The sequence below is a fragment of the Maribacter cobaltidurans genome (genome assembly GCF_002269385.1).
In the GTDB taxonomy this organism is placed as follows: Bacteria; Bacteroidota; Bacteroidia; order Flavobacteriales; family Flavobacteriaceae; genus Maribacter; species Maribacter cobaltidurans.
Map to the genome: position 1 here is coordinate 1,452,329 of NZ_CP022957.1, position 17,785 is coordinate 1,470,113.

Below are 17,785 nucleotides of genomic sequence, written 5' to 3' on the forward strand. Positions count from 1 at the left end.
ACTCACATTACATTATTTTCCCAACATCAATAATTCATTGCATCGGATTTCCGTAATATATCTTCTTTCTCCTTCCTTGGTCTCATACGAGCGGTGGGTAAGTTTACCTTCTACGGCCACCTGCTTGCCTTTGAGCAAATAGTTCTCTACAATTTCTGCCGTCTTGCCCCAAGCCACAATATTGTGCCATTGGGTATCATCTACCTTCTCCCCTTTGGCATTTTTATAGCTCTCGGTAGTGGCCAATGAGAATTTGGCCAATTTAGTGCCGTTGTCCATGGTGATAATTTCTGGGTCCTGTCCCAAGTTTCCAATCAACTGTACTTTGTTTTTAAGTGCGTTCATAATATTAATTTTTTGCGTTAAACAGTTAATACTATCAAGCCTCCTTGACTTGACAGGGCAAACATATTTACAGCTCAAAAGATTACTCGGTTCTAAAACACTTATTTTCGTTTGTAATCGTTTATAGTCGTTTAAAAACTTTTATAATATTGATTATTAGGGAACTATATATCACTTTACACCAATAGGTAAAGTTTTGTTTCGGATGAGAACCATCCTATTTTTTTTACGGTCGATACCCCATTGTTATCGGTTCGCTGATTCAAACCAAAAGAGCAAAGGCAAATTGGCACTATGGGTAATTCCGTATTTCATAGAGCGTATTGCATTGTCGATGAATCGTTTTCTTAGGACGTTTCCAAGACTGTACGGTCAGAACCGATGCAGTAGAAGATTAAAGTTATTGAATAAATAACATGATTTAAATAGTTCACAACTCATTAAGGTCATCTAACAACATTTATTTCATAAAACATAATAAGCTGAATAATTTAGAAAAAATTAATACATTAAAAATGAGAACATCAATTATACTTTTTATTTTGGTTGTAGTTTCAAGTTGCGCCACAACATCTGCGGAATTTTCAAGTGACAAAAAATTTTCTGTAATTACGCCCGAGAATTTTGACAGAAGCAAACTTTCAAAAAAATCCAGTTTGATTATTGTTTCTGATACAACTTCGACAATATATTCTTTAGAATATTAATGGGATAAGCCCCACCTATGCCAACGGAATTTTGTGAAAGGGCATAAAAAACATCCTTTTTATCATCAATTTCTTTTTTATATTTTATGTCGTCTGTAGTATTTAATTCGTTATACTTTCTAATATAGTTCAGCGCTTTGTCTAGTGTTTTAGAACTGTTCGGATTTTTCCTAAATCCAATAATCCCGACCACACGTTCTTTTTTAGATTTTTTTTCATATTTGATTAATGGACCACCTGAATTACCACCATTTATAGTAACATCTAGATATGCCGCAGATATTGTTTCAATATTTTCGATACCATTGATCTTCATGCTTCTTGTTTGTATGAATTTAGTAGATACAATTCCTTTAAAAAATGATAAATCTATATTTCCTAAAGGATACCCAGCCGTGTACACTTCGTCACCTTCCGATATATCTTCCCAACTACCTAATTTTAAATATTCAAATTTTTTGATAGTAGATTCAGCCGGAAACAATAATATGAAATCTCCAATAATGCCTTTTTTATAAAAATCATAATTGAACGAACCATCATCTTCATAAAGAAAGTGAGGAGCTATGCCCATCCGAATCTTACGCCCATCATCAAAAAAAGCCCAGACATTTCCTATTGATAAAATGTCGTTGGTAATCGAGTCTCTTTTAATAGCTTTATTAACATTATGAAAGTTAGTCGCAAGATGTCCATTTTCCGATACAAAAAAGCCAGTTCCAATTCTTGTTTTATTTTCTGTTTCTAGGCGCACCGTACATCTTTTTAGTTTCTCAACCCTATCCAAGCCCAATGATTGAGAATATACTTGACAAGAAATAAAAAGGGGAATAATCAGAAATCTAAAGAATCTAATCATATATTCAGGATTTACTTTCTTTAGGATTCCAATCTAAACCTTGTTTTAATTTTTGATTAAAATCGGATAGCTTCTTTTTTTCGTTTCTTTCCTTTAATTGCTTCATTGCACTTTTAATGCTAAATCTTTCATGTGGGGGTTCGGGAAGTTTACCCGTTTCTTTTATTACAGTAATTGCTTCATCAAAATCAGACTCATATTCTTGATCTTGTTTTACCCTAAATTTTTCAAACTCCTTAAAGGCTTTTTGCTTTGCGTATTTGTTCGTAATAGTTCCAAGATTATCCAAAATCTCATACTCGTTGAACCTTAGGAAATCATTCAATTTTTCAATCCAGTCAACCATTTTCATTGTCATACCCCTTCTTGCTCTATTCTCTGCAAAGTCAAGTAGCATAGCAGCAAGGGCGTTCATGTCACTCAATTCATCTTTGGTTAAATAGTTCTTAGCAACTTCGGTATCACTTTTTAAAATTTTTCCTTTATCCTTAGAGTTTTTCCAGGAAGTCAAACCCATGTTTGGTTTAGAAGCATCAGCCCTCTTTTCTATTAATTCAGCAGCCGTATGTTGATGAATTGCCCAATGAAGCTTATTCTGTACAGTTGCGTAAAAATCTCTCGTTATAGGGGCTTTGGAATCATAATCTATTGCAGTTGCGTATAAATCCGTAATCTTTTGGTAAAACCTTCTTTCGGATGCTCGAATCTCTCGAATCTTTTCGAGTAATTCATCAAAATAATCTTTACCAAAAAGATTCTTCCCTTGTTTTAATCTTTCATCATCTAAAGCAAAACCTTTAATCATGTATTGCTTTAAAACAGTAGATGCCCAAATTCTAAATTGAGTAGCTTTATATGAGTTTACTCTATAACCTACAGAAATGATTACATCAAGATTATAAAACTTGATTTCTCTTTGAACATTTCTCTTTCCTTCTGTTTGAACTTGTAAAATTTCTTTACAAGTTGAACTTTCATCTAATTCACCACTTTCAAAAATATTCTTTAGATGTATAGTTATGCTTTGAGTAGTTACATCAAAAATCTCTGCCATTGATTTTTGATTGACCCAAATTGTTTCTGAATTATCATCAACTATTACCTGAATATTGATATTTCCTTCATCTGATCGATAAAAAATAAATTCAGATTCGTTTTGAGACAAATTATCCATTAATTAATTCTTTATAAGTGATTCTATTCTCGGTGTTCTGCAAAAGTAAATTAAATCTCATTGCTTCGGTAGAAGTTCTTGAATTGTAACGGAATACAAATTCATCAACATACAATTGTAAATGCTTTTTTGATGTGAAATGATAGATACCGAATATTCCCCTTTTAAGCAATGCCCAAAAGCTTTCAATAGTGTTGGTATGTACACGACCGTTAACATATTGGTGTTGGCTATGCTTAACTACTGCATGGTCATAAACCCTTTTTAATCTAGCGTATGAGGTGTATTCGTCTGTATAAATTGTAGCGGATTCCTTGACGTTTTTAAGTATCTCGGATGAAAGTGCCTCCAAGGTGGTATTTTTGACCTTCTTGGCCTTTAATTTACCGTTCCTTTCTACCATTCCCAATACAGGGGTTTTATCTTCTCTAGTTTCTTTAAACTTCTTATTGGCGTGTCTATTCTTGTTCTTTCCACCTACAAAAGTTTCATCCGCTTCAACTTCATTATCTAATTGGTCGTCGTTGTTAAGGCCGAAACATTGACGAATCCTTGAAAGCATGAACCAAGCGGATTTTTGGGTAATTTTTAAATCCCTGCCCAATTGTAAAGATGAAATTCCTTTTTTGTGTGAAGTGACCAACCAAATAGCAAGAAACCACTTTTGAAGTTCCATTTTAGTGTTATCAAAAATTGTGTTGGTTTTTACGTTGAAGTATTTACCAGTATTCTTACATTTATATCTGTTCCCCTTACAGTTATAGACTTTTGAAGTCGGGTCAAATGGACTTACTACGTTTCCGTTCCATCTTAGTTGCTCTAAATGGTCGATGCAGGTTTGTTCATCGGGAAATGCTTTTAGAAGTTCTAAAATCGAGTTGAAGTCTTGGTTGATCATAACTGTAATATTATACAGCTAAGATAAGTAGTTAATTACACTAAAACAAATAATAAAGTGTAATTAAATACTAATTCAACAATTTGCCATTTTCATTCCTGAATATGAAATCGCGCCTTCATTGTTTTTAATGAAATTATATTCAAATTTTAATTTGGCCAATGATTTTGCCCTAGATAGAAAGAAGTACATTATAAGCATTCTGATTGCAAAAAAAACAAAGTCAGGCTTCCAAAAACTAAGATCTATAACCTTGTTGGAGTTATAGTCGAATCTCAAAAAAAGTTCATGGAATTTATTATCCAATGAATTTAATGTTTTGTCAAACCAGTCTCTATCATCTTTTAATTTCCCAGATTTATCAGCAGCTATTTTAGATAATGCGAGCATTTGAATATCTAAAAAGTCAGGATTAACAGAAAGATTTTTAAATACTTTTAGAAGCTCTATATAATCCTTTTTTAATATAATTTTGTTTGTAACAAAATGCATCTCCATTTCATCATAAATGCTTTTCATTGCATTTATATGGGTAAACCTTTTGTATTTAATTATTTGACCTACAATAAAAACTATCAGAATAATTAATGACGATATGAGTAAGACTATGTTCATCATTTTTTAGACGCAAATTTTTTAAAAAATCTTTTCACCCTTCTGAAGAAATCTTTATCTGCTTGCGGAACAGTTATTTTGTTAAGTTTTTCGTGTACTATAAAGTTTAGTTGAGCGATTCTTTCATCTTTTTCATCAAACCTTTTTTGAATCTGTTTATTATACTTCCGGTCTGCAAATAAAAGTTTTCCGTACCACCCTATTAACATGCCTATTATCAAACATGCTATGACAAGTCCATATTCTTGTAGTGCTTGCTCAATCCATTCGGAAAGAGATTTTTTTATGTCGTAACCCATTAAAAGTAAAAAAAGATAGCGACAAACATATTAAAAATATCATAATTTTCGATGACTAGCAGGTTTAAAATCAAGAATATACCTTTTAAACATGTAAGTAATTACTTTATTTTAAAAATGATTAATTTTTTATCTAGTGTAAAGTGATATATAGTTCCCGATTATTAATTATTTAAAAACAAATATGTGAAAATAGATTTTCGAATATCTATAATCGTTTATGCCATGTTAAAGATTAAATCCTTTTTCCTATCTTAAAAGCTGCTAAACGAGAATCACCCTATGCAATTCAATATAACCGATAATCCGGCCAAAAAACGATATGAGGCCATTGTGGAAGATTCCCTTGTTTTTATTGAATATATCAAGGCCAAGGAGAAAATTTATCTTACCCATACCGAAGTACCGGGTGCATTGGAAGGAAAAGGCATCGGTTCTTCTTTGGTGTTAAAGGTTTTGGAGGATATCGAAAAGCAGGGGCTTACCCTCGTGCCTCTTTGCCCATTTGTAGCCATGTACTTAAAAAAGTATCCGGAGTGGCGAAGATTGGTCATGAAAGGCATCAATATAGAATAAAGAACTATGGATAAAGAAATAACCAAAGAATACACGAAAGAAGACTTGACCATTGTGTGGAAACCGAATAAATGTATCCATTCCGGGGTTTGCGTAGAAAAATTGCCCGATGTCTATAAACCGAAGGAAAAACCGTGGATTACCCCGGAAAATGCTACTGTTTCAGACCTGCAATCACAAATCAAAGCATGTCCTTCCGGCGCCTTATCCTATTACATGAAAGGAGAAGAAAACAAGACAGATTCGCAACATGTTGAAATCAAGATTTTGGAAAACGGCCCTTTTCGCATAATGGGCAAAGTAAAAATTGAGACAGCATCCGGGGAAACCATTCACAAGGATGGTCCAACGAGTTTTTGCCGTTGTGGTGCCTCGGAAAACAAGCCCTTTTGCGATGGCACACACCGAAAATCAGGATTTAAAGGATAACAAATAGCATAAAACAAATAGCATTTCATGGAATTAGCCATACACAACTGGATGCGGGCAGAGTCCCTGGAACATACCCTCGACCGAATTTCAAAACTGGATTACACGTATCTTGAAATACAGGGGGCACCCGAAAGTTATGATGCACAAAAGGTAAAACTGCAGATGGATATCTACGGAATTCAATGCTGGGGCTCGGTAACACTGATGCTGGAAGAACGTAATCTTTTGGCCAAGGACCCCGCACAACGTAAAATGTCCGTACAATATGTAAAGGATTTGGCCAAAATGGTTTCGGATTTGGGCGGCTCCGTCATTTCCCTGGTTCCTGCCACAGTGGGCAAAATAATCCCAGATGCCACTCCGGACCAAGAATGGGAATGGGCCGTGGAAGGTGTTCAAGAAATATATAAGTATACCGAAGATTTAGGGCTACGGATAGGGATTGAGCCCATTAACCGTTTTGAGACCTATTTCATCAATCGGGGTGAACAGGCCTTGGCCTTGGCCAAAGAAGTTGGGCCTAACTGTGGGGTATGCCTGGATACCTTTCACATGAACATTGAGGAAGTGGACATGTTCGAGACCATAAAAAAAGTGGGCAACCGATTGGTAAATTTCCATGTAGCCGATAATAATAGAATGGCACCGGGCATGGGCCATTTAAACTGGAAAAAAATTATAGATACCTTAAGGGAAATCAATTACGACAAAGTACTTTCAGTGGAATTTTGTGCCCCGTTGGATAGAACTCCCGCGAATCCCTTTCCAAACTCCATCGAGACCGACCCCAAGGAATTAACGGCGGAACAAAAAAAGTTTTTGGAAGACCATGGAAGTTCTGCCATTACCGACGAATTTTATACCATGTTGACGAAGAAATCCATGGAAACCCTGACCAAACTTATCCAATAGATGAAAATAGCAAATATAGAGGCCTTCTGGTTGCGTTGCCCCATACCCAAGGAAAAGCAGCATTTTAGCGATTATGGACTATTGACCAATTTTGATATGACCTTGATTGTGGTCACTACGGATTCTGGTCTACAAGGATTTGGGGAAGCCAAAGCGGCCGTGGGCTCATCAGGATCTTGCGCCAGCATCGTCAGTTGTGTGGAAAACGAATTAAAACCCCAACTCATAGGTCAGGATGCCCGAAATATTTCCCGTATTTGGGAAATGGTCTATAATGGCACCCGGGACCACTACTCGCTGTCCCGTGGTCGAAAATTTCCCATTTTGGGACGACGGGGCCTCACCATTTCAGCGCTTAGCGGCATAGACACCGCCCTTTGGGACATTAAGGGAAAATCCCTGGGAGTTCCGGTGGTGGAATTGTTGGGTGGAAGCTGTAGGGATAAAATGGAAGCCTATGCCAGTGGCGGATGGGCCAAAGTGGATGCCATTGGGGAACAACTGAAAGGCTATACGAGTAAAGGATTTTCCGGAGTAAAAATGCGCGTAGGCATTATGGATGAAACGGTAAAGGCCAGTGTAGAACGTGTAAAGGCAGCTCGAGAAGCTTTAGGGGACAACATAAAATTGATGACCGATGCCCATGGCACCTTTAGTGTACCAGAGGCCAAACAGTTTTGTCGCGGTGTGGCGGATTGTAACCTATATTGGTTTGAGGAACCCATCAATCCGGATAATAAAATCGGCACTGCAGAAGTTCGCTCGCAAACCGATATCCCCATTGCGGCAGGTGAAAGCGAATACACGGCCTTTGACATTCGGGATATGATTTCGGAACGAGCCTTGGATGTGTTACAACCGGATTGTGCCATAATTGGTGGAATTACGGAAGCTATGCGGGTATCGCAATTGGCACACACGTATCAATTAGAACTGGCTCCTCATTGTTGGGGTTCCGCATTTTCCTTTATGGCCGGACTTTCGGTGGCCTTCGCCTCCCCGTCCGCAAACGTCATAGAATTCTCCTTGGGCGGAAATCCAATGATGTACGATTTGGTGGAGGAACACATACGTGTGGACGATAAGGGGATGATTTCGGCACCGGATAAACCCGGATTGGGCTTAAACCCCAATTGGGATTTTGTAAAAGATTTTAAACAATAAATATCATGGCAAGAGCAGTAAAGATTAACCACGTAGCATTGGTAGTAAGTAATTTGGAGGAAGCTTGTAAATTCTATGAACACGAACTGGGCCTGGAACCCATCCCCGCATTTTTGTTCGACTACCCTACGGCCTTTTTCAAGTTCAACGAAGAACAACAATTGCACCTGACGGAGTGGGAGGACACCTATTCCTTCAGGGGGCATCTGTGCGTTACTGTAGATGATATTAATGAAGTTTTCTTCAGGATGAAGGAGCTTGGGGTAATTGATATTAACCCTTGGGGCAAGGTACGTCAACTTCCGGATGGAGCGATTCAGATGTTCGTTAGAGATCCTTCGGGGAATTTGGTGGAAATCTCTTCGGACCCGGACGATAAGGATAACATAGACCCTAAAATTTTTGAGGACGAACTATATAAGGAGGGAATCTACGTTTCCGGCAGGAACGATTTTAGGGGATACAAAACCAAGGATGCCACGCTATATCACAACAAATAGACTAATTTACTGGACAGCGTAAAGACTGTCTAAAAAGTTAAACAAATGTCATATTGAGCCTGTCGAAATATTTTTGAATTATTGAAAATCAATATCGGTTTCGACAAGCTCAACCTGACAATTTATAACCCATTATACTTTTTAGACTTCCTCAAAACAATAAAGTAACTAAATGCCAAAAAACATCCTTTTATTGGAAACCGTAGCCGAAGAAGCCATGAACGTATTGGAATCGGCCAAGGATATGAACATCCTTACCGGATTTGATGAAAGTTCACTGCAAAAACAGCTATCCGAAAATCAAATCGATGCCATTATTACCCGAGGAAAAGGCCAAGTAAGGGCCAGCTTAATGGATGCCCTTCCTAACTTAAAGGTAATTTCTAGATGTGGGGTTGGTTTGGATAATATCGATGTAGCCGAAGCGACAAAAAGAGGCATCAAGGTAGTAAACGCGCCCAACTCCAATGCAAATACCATTGCCGAACATACCCTTTCCCTCCTTTTGGTCTTGCAAAGAAACCTCTATAATGCCATTACCATGGTGAAGGAAGACCGATGGCAAGATAGGGCAGGTTATGTGGGGGACGAATTACATGGAAAAACCTTAGGTATTCTGGGTATGGGAAATATAGGAACAAAAGTGGCAAAACTTGCCGATGCCTTTGGAATGAAGGTGGTGTATTGGAGCCACAAAAAAGAAGATGTGCCCTATGCCTTTACCGATTTGGATACCGTATTAAAAACATCGGACGCTATTAGCATACACTTGCCCTTGACCCCAGAGACCGAAAATTTAATCGATGCTTCGGCATTGGAGAAGATGAAACCCACTGCATTGCTTATCAATACGGCCAGGGGCAAGATTATTGATCAAAAAGCTTTGACCGAATCACTCTATGCAAATCAATTAGGAGGTTTTGCTGCTGATGTACTTTCCGAAGAACCCCCGCATAAAAACGACCCATTATTAAAACTGCCCAACACGTATATCACCGCCCATGTTGGAAGTCTCACAAAGACTACCTATGACTTTATGTGTTTGTCTACTGTTGAGAATACCTTGGCCATTCTGCGTGGAGAAGCTCCAGCAAACAACTGTATTTATAACTTAAAAGAATTAAACGAGCCTAATCGATAAACATGAAGTATCAACCCAAACTGACGTTACTATCCATATTCACTCTTTTCACCATTATTTCTGGGCATTCACAAGTATCCGTAAACCAGGACCGATTGGAACAGCGCATTTTCGATTTGGCAAAATTCGGACTTCAGGAAAATGGGGAAACGGAGCGGGTCGCATTCAGCGATGCCAATATTGAAGCAAATAAGTGGGTCATATCGGAATTGACAAAAATGGGATTGGAAACCCACACCGATTTTGCGGGAAACATTGTGGCGACCAGGTCGGGTACTAAGAAGAACATGAAACCCATAGTCTTTGGGTCGCACATTGATCGTGTCCCAAACGGAGGCAATTACGATGGTTGTGTGGGTTCCATGGCCGCTTTGGAGGTCATCCAAACCTTAAATGAGAACAACATCAAAACGAAGCATCCTTTTCAAGTTGTCATTTTCTCCAATGAAGAAGGCGGGGTCATGGGCAGTCGGGCCATTGCCGGGCATTTGGGTAAAACCGCTTTGGGCGTGAGAAACTCCACGGGGTATTCCATGGGTGAGGGAATCATGCGTTTGGGAGGCGATACTACCCGCATCGCTGAAGTCGCAAGAAAAGAGGGGGATGTTACCGCTTTCTTGGAACTTCATATCGAACAGGGAGGCACTTTGGAAAAGGAGAACATAGAAATCGGGGTAGTTGAAGGTATTGTTGGACTTAAATGGTGGAATGTTGAATTTACAGGTTTTGCGAATCACGCCGGTACAACGCCTATGGATGCAAGACAAGATGCCCTATTGGCAGCCGCTAAATATATTGTTGCCGTAAACGAGATTACCAATAGTTTTGAGAGCGCCCAGGTAGGTACTGTAGGACGCATCAAGGCAGAACCAGGTGCTCCGAATGTAATTCCCGGAAAAGTCGTCGCCAGCCTTGAAATTAGAGATCTTTCTTCTGAGGTTATTGAAAAAGTATTTAATGCCATCAAAGCCAAAACAGAGGACATAGCGGAGGCTTCCAATGTCAAAGTCGAAATCCAGCCCCTTGATACCACGGCCGACCCGGCCATTATGGATTCACAAATCCAAAAAATCATTGCTAAAAATGCCGAGTCCTTGGGGCTTACCTATAAATATATGCCCAGTGGTGCAGGGCACGATGCCCAGGATATGGCACTTATTGCCCCTACCGGAATGATCTTTGTTCCCAGCAAAGGTGGCATTAGCCACTCCCCAAAAGAGTTCACTTCTGCAGAAGATATGGCAAACGGGGCCAATGTATTGCTGAGTTCCCTGCTTTCCTTAGATAAAATGATGGATTAATCCATAGGGTAAGATTCATTTTCGAGGTTTAATTGCTAACTTGGAGCTTCATCCGTAAAGCAACAGAAAATGAACAAACCACTACTATTTTTCTTTCTATTTTTTATTGGTTCCATTATAAACCTTAAGGCTCAGACTACTGAAGAAATCGTAGCCGCCATTGAAAAAGAAGGCACTGAAAACTCAAAACTGGAAGAATTGGCCTATCAGCTTATGGATTACAACGGACCCCGATTGGTGGGGACACCGGAAATGAAATCGGCACACGATTGGGCCGTAAATACGTATAAAAGTTGGGGCATTGATGCCGAAAACCAGCAATGGGGAACTTGGAAGGGTTGGCAAAGGGGCATTACCCATGTGGATATGGTTTCTCCTAGGGTGGCCTCGTTACAAGCCACTCAATTGGCATGGAGCCCAAGTACGGGCAAAAAAGGGGTTACCGCAGAATTGGTTACATTACCCACAGTGGGGGATTCCATGGCATTTGCCAAGTGGCTTCCCTCCGTAAAGGGGAAAATAGTCATGGTCAGCATGATGCAGCCTACAGGAAGACCGGATGATAACTGGGAAGAATTCGCTACCGAAGCATCCTTTGCCAAAATGAAAGAGGAAAGGGAAGCGATGGAAAAAGCCTGGGACGAAAACATGAAAAACACCGGATATTCCAGTAGGACCATCAACAAAGCTTTGGAAGATGCGGGAGCGGTAGCCATTGCGCAATCCCGCTGGTCTCGAGGTTTCGGAGCCAATAAAATATTCAGCGCGGGTACGGATAAAATTCCTGTGGTGGACATCTCCTTGGAAGATTATGGAATGTTGTATAGAATGGTAGAACACGGTGCAAAACCACAAATTAAAATTGTAGCAGAATCGGAAGATTTGGGAGAGGTACCTACCTTCAATACCATCGCTACCATTCCCGGAACGGAACTTCCCGATGAATATGTAATCCTTTCCGCCCATTTTGACTCATGGGATGGAGCTACGGGAGCAACGGACAATGGTACGGGAACCATTACCATGTTAGAGGCCGCCAGAATTTTGAAAAAAGTATATCCCAACCCAAAAAGAACTATTCTTATTGGTCACTGGGGTAGCGAAGAACAGGGGTTAAACGGTTCAAGGGCCTTTGTGGAGGATAACCCAAAAATTGTTGAAGGCCTACAGGCACTGTTCAACCAGGACAATGGTACGGGAAGAGTGGTACGCATTTCAGGACAAGGTTTTTTAAATTCCTATGCATATTTGGGCAGATGGCTGGAAGCCGTTCCCGATGCCTATAAAAATGAAATTGAAACCACTTTTCCCGGAACTCCAGGTGGAGGAGGTTCCGACTATGCATCCTTTGTCGCCGCTGGTGCACCGGCATTTTCCTTAAGCTCCCTGAGTTGGGCCTATTGGAATTATACATGGCACACCAATTTGGACACCTATGACAAAATTGTGTTTGACGATGTGCGCAACAACGCCATCCTAACGGCCATTTTGACCTATATGGCCTGTGAGGACCCTGAAAAAACATCGAGGGAAAAAGCGGTATTGGGTATCAATCCAAGAACGGGGGAACAACGGGAATGGCCATCCCAACGAAGCCCTAATCGTAGGGGTGGATTGGATTAATAATTTGGTGCTTTTTTTAATAATTTCTTGAATCTGAAGGAACTAGGAAAGCATGGCCGCTCGAATTGTACGGCTCCAAATGTCGTACCCGGCCTTGTTCAAATGTAAGCCATCGGACATATAGATATCGTAAAGGGGCTTTTGGTTAGGCCCAATCATATTATTGAACACATCTATATACTGGGCCCCAAGTTCATGGATAACGTACTGTTTCAATAAGTGATTGGTTTCCAGAATTTCCGGAATCATCCCTTGTCTGGCCAGGGTGGGCTTCAAGCTGATTACCGCAAGTTCAATCGTTATATCCTTTTCCTTGATTTTTTGTACGAGTTTTTTGAAATCTGTCAACACCACCTCGGGCGACTTGCCTTCGCCCAAATCGTTCTCCCCGGCATATAGAACAATTTTGCCAGGATGTAAAGGACCGAATATCTCATCAAAATAATGGGCACACCAAGCATAGTTGGAACCACCGAAACCTAGGTTCAACACATTCAGGGGCGCTAGGTCATTTTTCATATGAACCCATAGCCGTATGGAGGAGCTTCCATAAAAGACAATTAGGTTTTCCTGTTGATCCAAGGTCCGCACCCTTCTTTTGAGTCGGTCAATCTGGTGACGCCAAAAATCGGACGGGTCTTCTCCGTCAGTCTGCGATGTTCTCATTGTGTCATCCTGAACCTTATCGGCAGACCCGTTAAACCCCAAATGTTTCCAAAAATCAGCAACTACCGATTTTAATCGCGCTAGATAATCCATTCCTAAATACTTCATCGCAAAGGTACATTATACCAAGAAGTACATCAGTATTATACATTAATATCAATCTGGTGGAATAAAAACTAATTGTCCGTAACCAATCATAACAAACTGTCACCTCAAGCGCAGTCGAGAGGCCAATGAAGATAATTTTATCAAAATTTAGGTCTCGACTGCGCTCGACCTGACATTGAAATTTAAAATATGGCAGGTACCAAATATTCAAAAAAAATTCATTTCTAAAATCTCCTCATTGGATTCCTTCTCCCTCATGTTTAAAACCTCGCTATGGATTAAAAAAATAAATACCGATTCATTATCTTCATAGCCCTAAAACCATCCATAACCATGATACAAAAACTAAGCTTCCTCCTTGCCCTACTCTTTATTTTACCAACAACTGTAGAATCACAACGCAAAAAAAACAAAAACCAATCAGACTACATAAAAGTTCAGGACTCCATGTTTACCAGCTTAAAGTGGCGTAACATTGGTCCTTCACGAGGCGGAAGAAGTGTCGCCTCTACCGGGGTCATTGGTGAGCCCATGACCTATTACATGGGAACCGTAGGCGGTGGCATCTACAAAACGACCGATGACGGAATAACTTGGAAAAATATTTCGGACGGATTTTTAAAAACTGGAACCGTTGGAGCCATTGCGGTGGCCGAAAGCAACCCTAATATCGTGTTCGTTGGCATGGGCGAGCATGCCGCAAGGGGTGTAATGACCTCCATGGGTGACGGGGTTTATAAATCTACCGATGCCGGAAAGACTTGGTCCCACATTGGCTTGGATGAAACCCGACATATCTCTGACGTTATTATTGACCCTACCAATCCAGATATTGTTTTTGTAGCGGCCCAAGGTGCTCAATACGGTCCCAGTGCGCAACGAGGAATTTATAAATCCATGGACGGCGGGGCCACTTGGGAAAACGTGCTCTTTGTGGATAACAATACAGGGGCCTCTTCCCTATCCATGGACATGAACAATCCATTGATTCTCTATGCGGCCATGTGGCAGCATAGGCGCTATTCATGGGTGATGGAATCCGGTGGAAAAGGTTCTGGCATTTATAAATCAACCGATGGGGGGGCCACTTGGGAGCAGTTAAAGGAAGGCTTACCCGATGAGATGGGTAAAATTGGAATATCCGTTTCCCGTGCAAATCCTGAAAAGGTATTCGCCGTTATTGAGGCCGAAGGTGAAAAAGGAGGGGTTTATCGCTCAGATGATGCCGGTAAAAAATGGACTCAGGTAAACAAGGACCGCATTAACATCGCACGGGCCTGGTATTACATTGAAATTTTTGCCGACCCACAAAACGAGAACGTCGTCTATGTGTTAAATGCTCCGGTGACCAAATCCATCGATGGTGGAAAAACGTTCACCCCCGTTCCTACCCCACACGGAGATAATCATCATTTATGGATCAATCCACACGACAATCAAAAGATGATCAACTCCAATGACGGTGGTGCCAATATTTCCAACAACGGCGGTACAAGTTGGAGTACGCAAAAGAATCAGACAACGGCACAATTCTACAGGGTGATTACTGATAATCTATTCCCCTACAACGTTTATGGTGGACAGCAGGACAACTCTACGGTCGCAATTGCTTCTAGAACCAACGATTCCGGTATCGACTGGAAGGATTGGCATGCTGTAGCCGGTGGGGAAAGTGCCTTCTTGGCGTTTGACCCAAATGACCCAAAATTCATCTATGGGGGCACCTACCAAGGAAATATAGACAAGTGGGATGCCGCTACGAAAACCTCAAAACCCATCAAGGAATATCCAGAACTTGGACTAAGTATTGCTCCCAAGGATGCACGATACCGATATAACTGGAATGCCCCTATCATCACGTCACCGCACAACCGAAAAACCATTTATCATGCAGGCAACGTAGTCTTCAAATCTACGGATGAAGGTATCAGTTGGACCACTATAAGTCCAGACCTCACCAAAAACGAAAAAGATAAACACGGTCCAGGGGGTACCCCCTTTACCAATGAGGCCGCCGGTGGCGAAAATTATAACACCATTACCTATTTGGTAGAATCCCCCCACGAAGAAGGCTTTCTTTGGGCGGGCAATGATGACGGTCTATTGCATATGACCAAGGACGGAGGACAAAACTGGCAAAATGTAACACCGGAAGGGATAAAGGACGGAATCGTAAATAGTATAGAGGTTTCCCCTCACGACCCCGCCACCGCATACGTAGTGGTAATGCGCTACAAGTCCATGGACTTGAATTCCTATATTTTTAAGACTACGGATTACGGTACTACTTGGACCAAAATAGTAAATGGCATCACTGGGGAGCATAATTTTACAAGAGTCGTTCGCGAGGACAAAAAAGTAAAAGGCCTGCTATATGCAGGTACGGAAACCGGCTTGTTTATTTCCTTAAACGATGGCCAAAATTGGCAACCTTTACAATTGAACCTGCCCGTAGTCCCCATCAACGACCTCATCATTCATGACAATGATTTGGTGGCCGCCACAGCAGGTAGGGCCTTTTGGATATTGGACGACCTATCGGCCCTACAAAACATAAAGACCGAGAAACAACAGGAGGTTTCCATTTTTCAACCTAAGGACACCTATTTATTTATTGGAGGATATAACGAAAAGCCCGTTCCCGGATTAGGTTCCAACCCAAAAAGTGGAGTTACCTTCGATTATTACTTGGAGTCGAAATTGGATTCCACGGAACTCCAACTAGAAGTCCTGCATAATGGCAAAGTCATTCGTACCATTACCAACCAGAAACCAAAGGATTTTAAATCTTGGCCGGGAGGTCCTTCAAAACCGGAAGTTTTACCTTCCAAAAAAGGGTACAACCGCTACACTTGGAATTTTAGGAAAGACCCGCTTCCCGCCGTGGACAAGGTTTTTGTTTATGGAGGCGACCAAGGGTCTACCGTTGGCCCTGGAACATATACCCTTCGACTATCCACACCGGATGAATATTCCGAAACCAGCGTAAACATTTTGGCCAATCCCAATATTGATGCCTCTCCTGCCGATTATCAAGAACAGCAAGAGGTACTTAACACCATAGATAAAACCGTTATGGAAATTCATGAAGCGGTCAATGCCATGCGCTCTGCCAAATCGCAACTTAAAACCTATAACAAGCTCTTAAAGGATAACGAAAAAGCAACAGAACTCCTGAAACAGGGAGATTCCATTTTGGGACACATAACGGATTGGGAAGAAAAATTAATTCAGCCGAAACAGAAAACATTTCAAGATGTTATCAATTTCAAGAACCAACTCAATGCACAATTCCTGAATCTCAAGGATTATGTTGATGTGCCCGAACCTAAAGTTACGGCAGGTGCCAAGGAAAGATTGAGGGATTTATTAACTGCTTGGAGCAGTTTAAAACAAGAACAAAAGACCATAATTCAGCAAGAAATGGCCAGTTATAACAACCTCTACAAAACACTTGAACTTCCGGCCATTATTATGGAATAATATTAATTCATACGAGATGACCGATTTTATCTGCGACAGGAACTTTAAATCCGAGGACTTTACGCAAATACGATTGAAAAGGGCGGAATATGAAAACTGCACCTTTGAAGGCTGTAATTTTTCCAATGGTTTTTTGGACAATCAAAACTTTATGGAGTGCACTTTTACGGACTGTAATCTTAGCAATGCCAATTTGACCAATACCATTTTTAAGGAAGTGGACTTTAAGCACTGCAAAATGATGGGTATGAAATTCGAGGACTGTAACGATTTTTTAATGGACTTTTCATTTTTGGATTGTACGCTAAACTACACCTCGTTCTACGGATTGGATTTAAAAAACATACAGATTATTGATTGTAATCTTGTTGCCACGGATTTTACGGATAGTAATTTATCCGGCTCAAAATTTGATAACTGTGATCTAGATAAGGCCATATTCATCAATACGGACCTATCCAATGCCGATTTGGGTACTTCGTACCATATAACCATGGACCCGGAGCAGAACAAATTGAAGCATGCACTATTTTCTTTGGCAAGTTTGCCGGGCCTTTTGGGCAAACATGAAATACGTGTAAGCCCTTGATGATTTCAAAAGTCCATCATATCGCCATTATTTGTTCCGATTATGAAAAGTCCAAAAATTTCTACACCCAATTTCTTGGACTCACTATCAATAATGAAACCTATAGAAAAGAACGAGCATCCTATAAATTGGATTTGGCCCTCAACGGCGACTATATCATAGAATTGTTCTCATTTCCTAACCCTCCCGAGAGAACCTCAAGACCGGAGGCCTGCGGGCTGAGGCATCTGGCTTTTCAGGTTCCTAATATCGAGCGTATTGTTGAACATTGTAAAAAACATGATATGCTCGTTGAACCTATCAGGATGGATGAAATCACGGGAAAGAAATTCACGTTTATTTCCGATCCGGATAATTTGCCCATCGAATTTTATGAAAACTAATTTTAAGCGT

General features: G+C 40.5%; 18 protein-coding genes. 11 read left to right on the forward strand and 7 right to left on the reverse strand.

Translation table 11 applies throughout. The annotated features are described in order from the left end of the window. Window positions 1-12: 12 nt before the first annotated feature. From CJ263_RS06185 to CJ263_RS06210, 6 genes are all read right to left on the reverse strand, one after another. Window positions 13-345 carry a single-stranded DNA-binding protein gene (locus CJ263_RS06185; RefSeq protein ID WP_094996462.1) on the reverse strand — a complete coding sequence of 111 codons (333 nt, stop codon included), beginning with the start codon at window positions 343-345 and terminating at the stop codon, window positions 13-15. Window positions 346-1,005: 660 nt separating this feature from the next. Beyond that, window positions 1,006-1,911, reverse strand: coding sequence for a S1 family peptidase (locus CJ263_RS06190; protein WP_094996463.1), 906 nt, complete (start codon window positions 1,909-1,911; stop codon window positions 1,006-1,008). A gap of 4 nt (window positions 1,912-1,915) precedes the next feature. Next, entirely contained in the window at window positions 1,916-3,085 is a 1,170-nt protein-coding gene (locus CJ263_RS06195) for a virulence RhuM family protein (protein WP_094996464.1), read from the reverse strand. Further along, window positions 3,078-3,983 (reverse strand): IS1595 family transposase, encoded by a 906-nt coding sequence (locus CJ263_RS06200; RefSeq protein WP_094996465.1) that lies wholly within the window; start codon window positions 3,981-3,983, stop codon window positions 3,078-3,080. Before CJ263_RS06200 ends, CJ263_RS06195 begins: the two co-directional genes overlap by 8 nt. A 75-nt stretch (window positions 3,984-4,058) precedes the next feature. Then, window positions 4,059-4,601, reverse strand: coding sequence for a hypothetical protein (locus CJ263_RS06205; protein ID WP_094996466.1), 543 nt, complete (start codon window positions 4,599-4,601; stop codon window positions 4,059-4,061). After that, window positions 4,598-4,897 (reverse strand): hypothetical protein, encoded by a 300-nt coding sequence (locus CJ263_RS06210; protein WP_094996467.1) that lies wholly within the window; start codon window positions 4,895-4,897, stop codon window positions 4,598-4,600. Before CJ263_RS06210 ends, CJ263_RS06205 begins: the two co-directional genes overlap by 4 nt. Before the next feature lie 282 nt (window positions 4,898-5,179). Between CJ263_RS06210 and CJ263_RS06215 the strand changes: the two genes are divergently transcribed. From CJ263_RS06215 to CJ263_RS06250, 8 genes are all read left to right on the forward strand, one after another. Further along, window positions 5,180-5,473, forward strand: coding sequence for a GNAT family N-acetyltransferase (locus tag CJ263_RS06215; protein WP_094996468.1), 294 nt, complete (start codon window positions 5,180-5,182; stop codon window positions 5,471-5,473). 6 nt (window positions 5,474-5,479) lie between these two features. Further along, complete coding sequence (locus CJ263_RS06220; protein WP_094996469.1) at window positions 5,480-5,902, forward strand: (4Fe-4S)-binding protein; 423 nt, start codon at window positions 5,480-5,482, stop codon at window positions 5,900-5,902. A gap of 27 nt (window positions 5,903-5,929) precedes the next feature. Beyond that, a complete protein-coding gene (locus tag CJ263_RS06225; RefSeq protein WP_094996470.1) occupies window positions 5,930-6,817 on the forward strand; it encodes a sugar phosphate isomerase/epimerase family protein in 888 nt (295 codons plus the stop codon). After that, entirely contained in the window at window positions 6,818-7,981 is a 1,164-nt protein-coding gene (locus CJ263_RS06230; protein ID WP_094996471.1) for a mandelate racemase/muconate lactonizing enzyme family protein, read from the forward strand. Window positions 7,982-7,986: 5 nt separating this feature from the next. Beyond that, the gene (locus tag CJ263_RS06235; RefSeq protein ID WP_094996472.1) at window positions 7,987-8,481 is read left to right on the forward strand and encodes a VOC family protein; all 495 of its coding nucleotides are present in this window, start codon (window positions 7,987-7,989) and stop codon (window positions 8,479-8,481) included. 172 nt (window positions 8,482-8,653) lie between these two features. Continuing rightward, window positions 8,654-9,622, forward strand: a complete 969-nt coding sequence (locus CJ263_RS06240) for a 2-hydroxyacid dehydrogenase (RefSeq protein WP_094996473.1) — start codon at window positions 8,654-8,656, stop codon at window positions 9,620-9,622. A 2-nt stretch (window positions 9,623-9,624) separates the two neighbouring features. Then, a complete protein-coding gene (locus CJ263_RS06245; protein ID WP_094996474.1) occupies window positions 9,625-10,923 on the forward strand; it encodes a Zn-dependent hydrolase in 1,299 nt (432 codons plus the stop codon). Between the two features lie 69 nt (window positions 10,924-10,992). Next, a complete protein-coding gene (locus CJ263_RS06250; protein WP_094996475.1) occupies window positions 10,993-12,546 on the forward strand; it encodes a M20/M25/M40 family metallo-hydrolase in 1,554 nt (517 codons plus the stop codon). Between the two features lie 42 nt (window positions 12,547-12,588). Here the strand turns inward: CJ263_RS06250 and CJ263_RS06255 are convergent, their stop codons facing one another. Continuing rightward, window positions 12,589-13,320 carry an SGNH/GDSL hydrolase family protein gene (locus CJ263_RS06255; protein ID WP_094996476.1) on the reverse strand — a complete coding sequence of 244 codons (732 nt, stop codon included), beginning with the start codon at window positions 13,318-13,320 and terminating at the stop codon, window positions 12,589-12,591. A gap of 333 nt (window positions 13,321-13,653) precedes the next feature. On the opposite strand from CJ263_RS06255, the gene CJ263_RS06260 reads away from it, so the two are divergent. Genes CJ263_RS06260 through gloA2 form a run of 3 tightly spaced genes read left to right on the forward strand, consistent with a single transcriptional unit; the run spans window position 13,654 to window position 17,775 of the window. Continuing rightward, window positions 13,654-16,803: a WD40/YVTN/BNR-like repeat-containing protein gene (locus tag CJ263_RS06260; RefSeq protein WP_094996477.1), complete on the forward strand. Its 3,150-nt coding sequence runs from the start codon at window positions 13,654-13,656 to the stop codon at window positions 16,801-16,803. A gap of 16 nt (window positions 16,804-16,819) precedes the next feature. Next, window positions 16,820-17,392 carry a pentapeptide repeat-containing protein gene (locus CJ263_RS06265; RefSeq protein WP_094996478.1) on the forward strand — a complete coding sequence of 191 codons (573 nt, stop codon included), beginning with the start codon at window positions 16,820-16,822 and terminating at the stop codon, window positions 17,390-17,392. Continuing rightward, window positions 17,392-17,775, forward strand: a complete 384-nt coding sequence (gloA2, locus tag CJ263_RS06270; RefSeq protein ID WP_094996479.1) for an SMU1112c/YaeR family gloxylase I-like metalloprotein — start codon at window positions 17,392-17,394, stop codon at window positions 17,773-17,775. The genes CJ263_RS06265 and gloA2 overlap by 1 nt, the downstream gene beginning before the upstream one ends. Window positions 17,776-17,785: the final 10 nt, after the last annotated feature.

What these genes read in the sequence shown, in the direction of transcription:
- CJ263_RS06210 (WP_094996467.1), bottom strand. Translation starts at nt 4,897, where the DNA reads ATGGGTTACGACATAAAAAAATCTCTTTCCGAATGGATTGAGCAAGCA.
- CJ263_RS06215 (WP_094996468.1), top strand. Translation starts at nt 5,180, where the DNA reads ATGCAATTCAATATAACCGATAATCCGGCCAAAAAACGATATGAGGCC.
- gloA2 (WP_094996479.1), top strand. Translation starts at nt 17,392, where the DNA reads ATGATTTCAAAAGTCCATCATATCGCCATTATTTGTTCCGATTATGAA.
- CJ263_RS06235 (WP_094996472.1), top strand. Translation starts at nt 7,987, where the DNA reads ATGGCAAGAGCAGTAAAGATTAACCACGTAGCATTGGTAGTAAGTAAT.
- CJ263_RS06260 (WP_094996477.1), top strand. Translation starts at nt 13,654, where the DNA reads ATGATACAAAAACTAAGCTTCCTCCTTGCCCTACTCTTTATTTTACCA.
- CJ263_RS06200 (WP_094996465.1), bottom strand. Translation starts at nt 3,983, where the DNA reads ATGATCAACCAAGACTTCAACTCGATTTTAGAACTTCTAAAAGCATTT.
- CJ263_RS06240 (WP_094996473.1), top strand. Translation starts at nt 8,654, where the DNA reads ATGCCAAAAAACATCCTTTTATTGGAAACCGTAGCCGAAGAAGCCATG.
- CJ263_RS06225 (WP_094996470.1), top strand. Translation starts at nt 5,930, where the DNA reads ATGGAATTAGCCATACACAACTGGATGCGGGCAGAGTCCCTGGAACAT.
- CJ263_RS06185 (WP_094996462.1), bottom strand. Translation starts at nt 345, where the DNA reads ATGAACGCACTTAAAAACAAAGTACAGTTGATTGGAAACTTGGGACAG.
- CJ263_RS06255 (WP_094996476.1), bottom strand. Translation starts at nt 13,320, where the DNA reads ATGAAGTATTTAGGAATGGATTATCTAGCGCGATTAAAATCGGTAGTT.
- CJ263_RS06205 (WP_094996466.1), bottom strand. Translation starts at nt 4,601, where the DNA reads ATGATGAACATAGTCTTACTCATATCGTCATTAATTATTCTGATAGTT.
- CJ263_RS06195 (WP_094996464.1), bottom strand. Translation starts at nt 3,085, where the DNA reads ATGGATAATTTGTCTCAAAACGAATCTGAATTTATTTTTTATCGATCA.
- CJ263_RS06265 (WP_094996478.1), top strand. Translation starts at nt 16,820, where the DNA reads ATGACCGATTTTATCTGCGACAGGAACTTTAAATCCGAGGACTTTACG.
- CJ263_RS06245 (WP_094996474.1), top strand. Translation starts at nt 9,625, where the DNA reads ATGAAGTATCAACCCAAACTGACGTTACTATCCATATTCACTCTTTTC.
- CJ263_RS06220 (WP_094996469.1), top strand. Translation starts at nt 5,480, where the DNA reads ATGGATAAAGAAATAACCAAAGAATACACGAAAGAAGACTTGACCATT.
- CJ263_RS06250 (WP_094996475.1), top strand. Translation starts at nt 10,993, where the DNA reads ATGAACAAACCACTACTATTTTTCTTTCTATTTTTTATTGGTTCCATT.
- CJ263_RS06190 (WP_094996463.1), bottom strand. Translation starts at nt 1,911, where the DNA reads ATGATTAGATTCTTTAGATTTCTGATTATTCCCCTTTTTATTTCTTGT.
- CJ263_RS06230 (WP_094996471.1), top strand. Translation starts at nt 6,818, where the DNA reads ATGAAAATAGCAAATATAGAGGCCTTCTGGTTGCGTTGCCCCATACCC.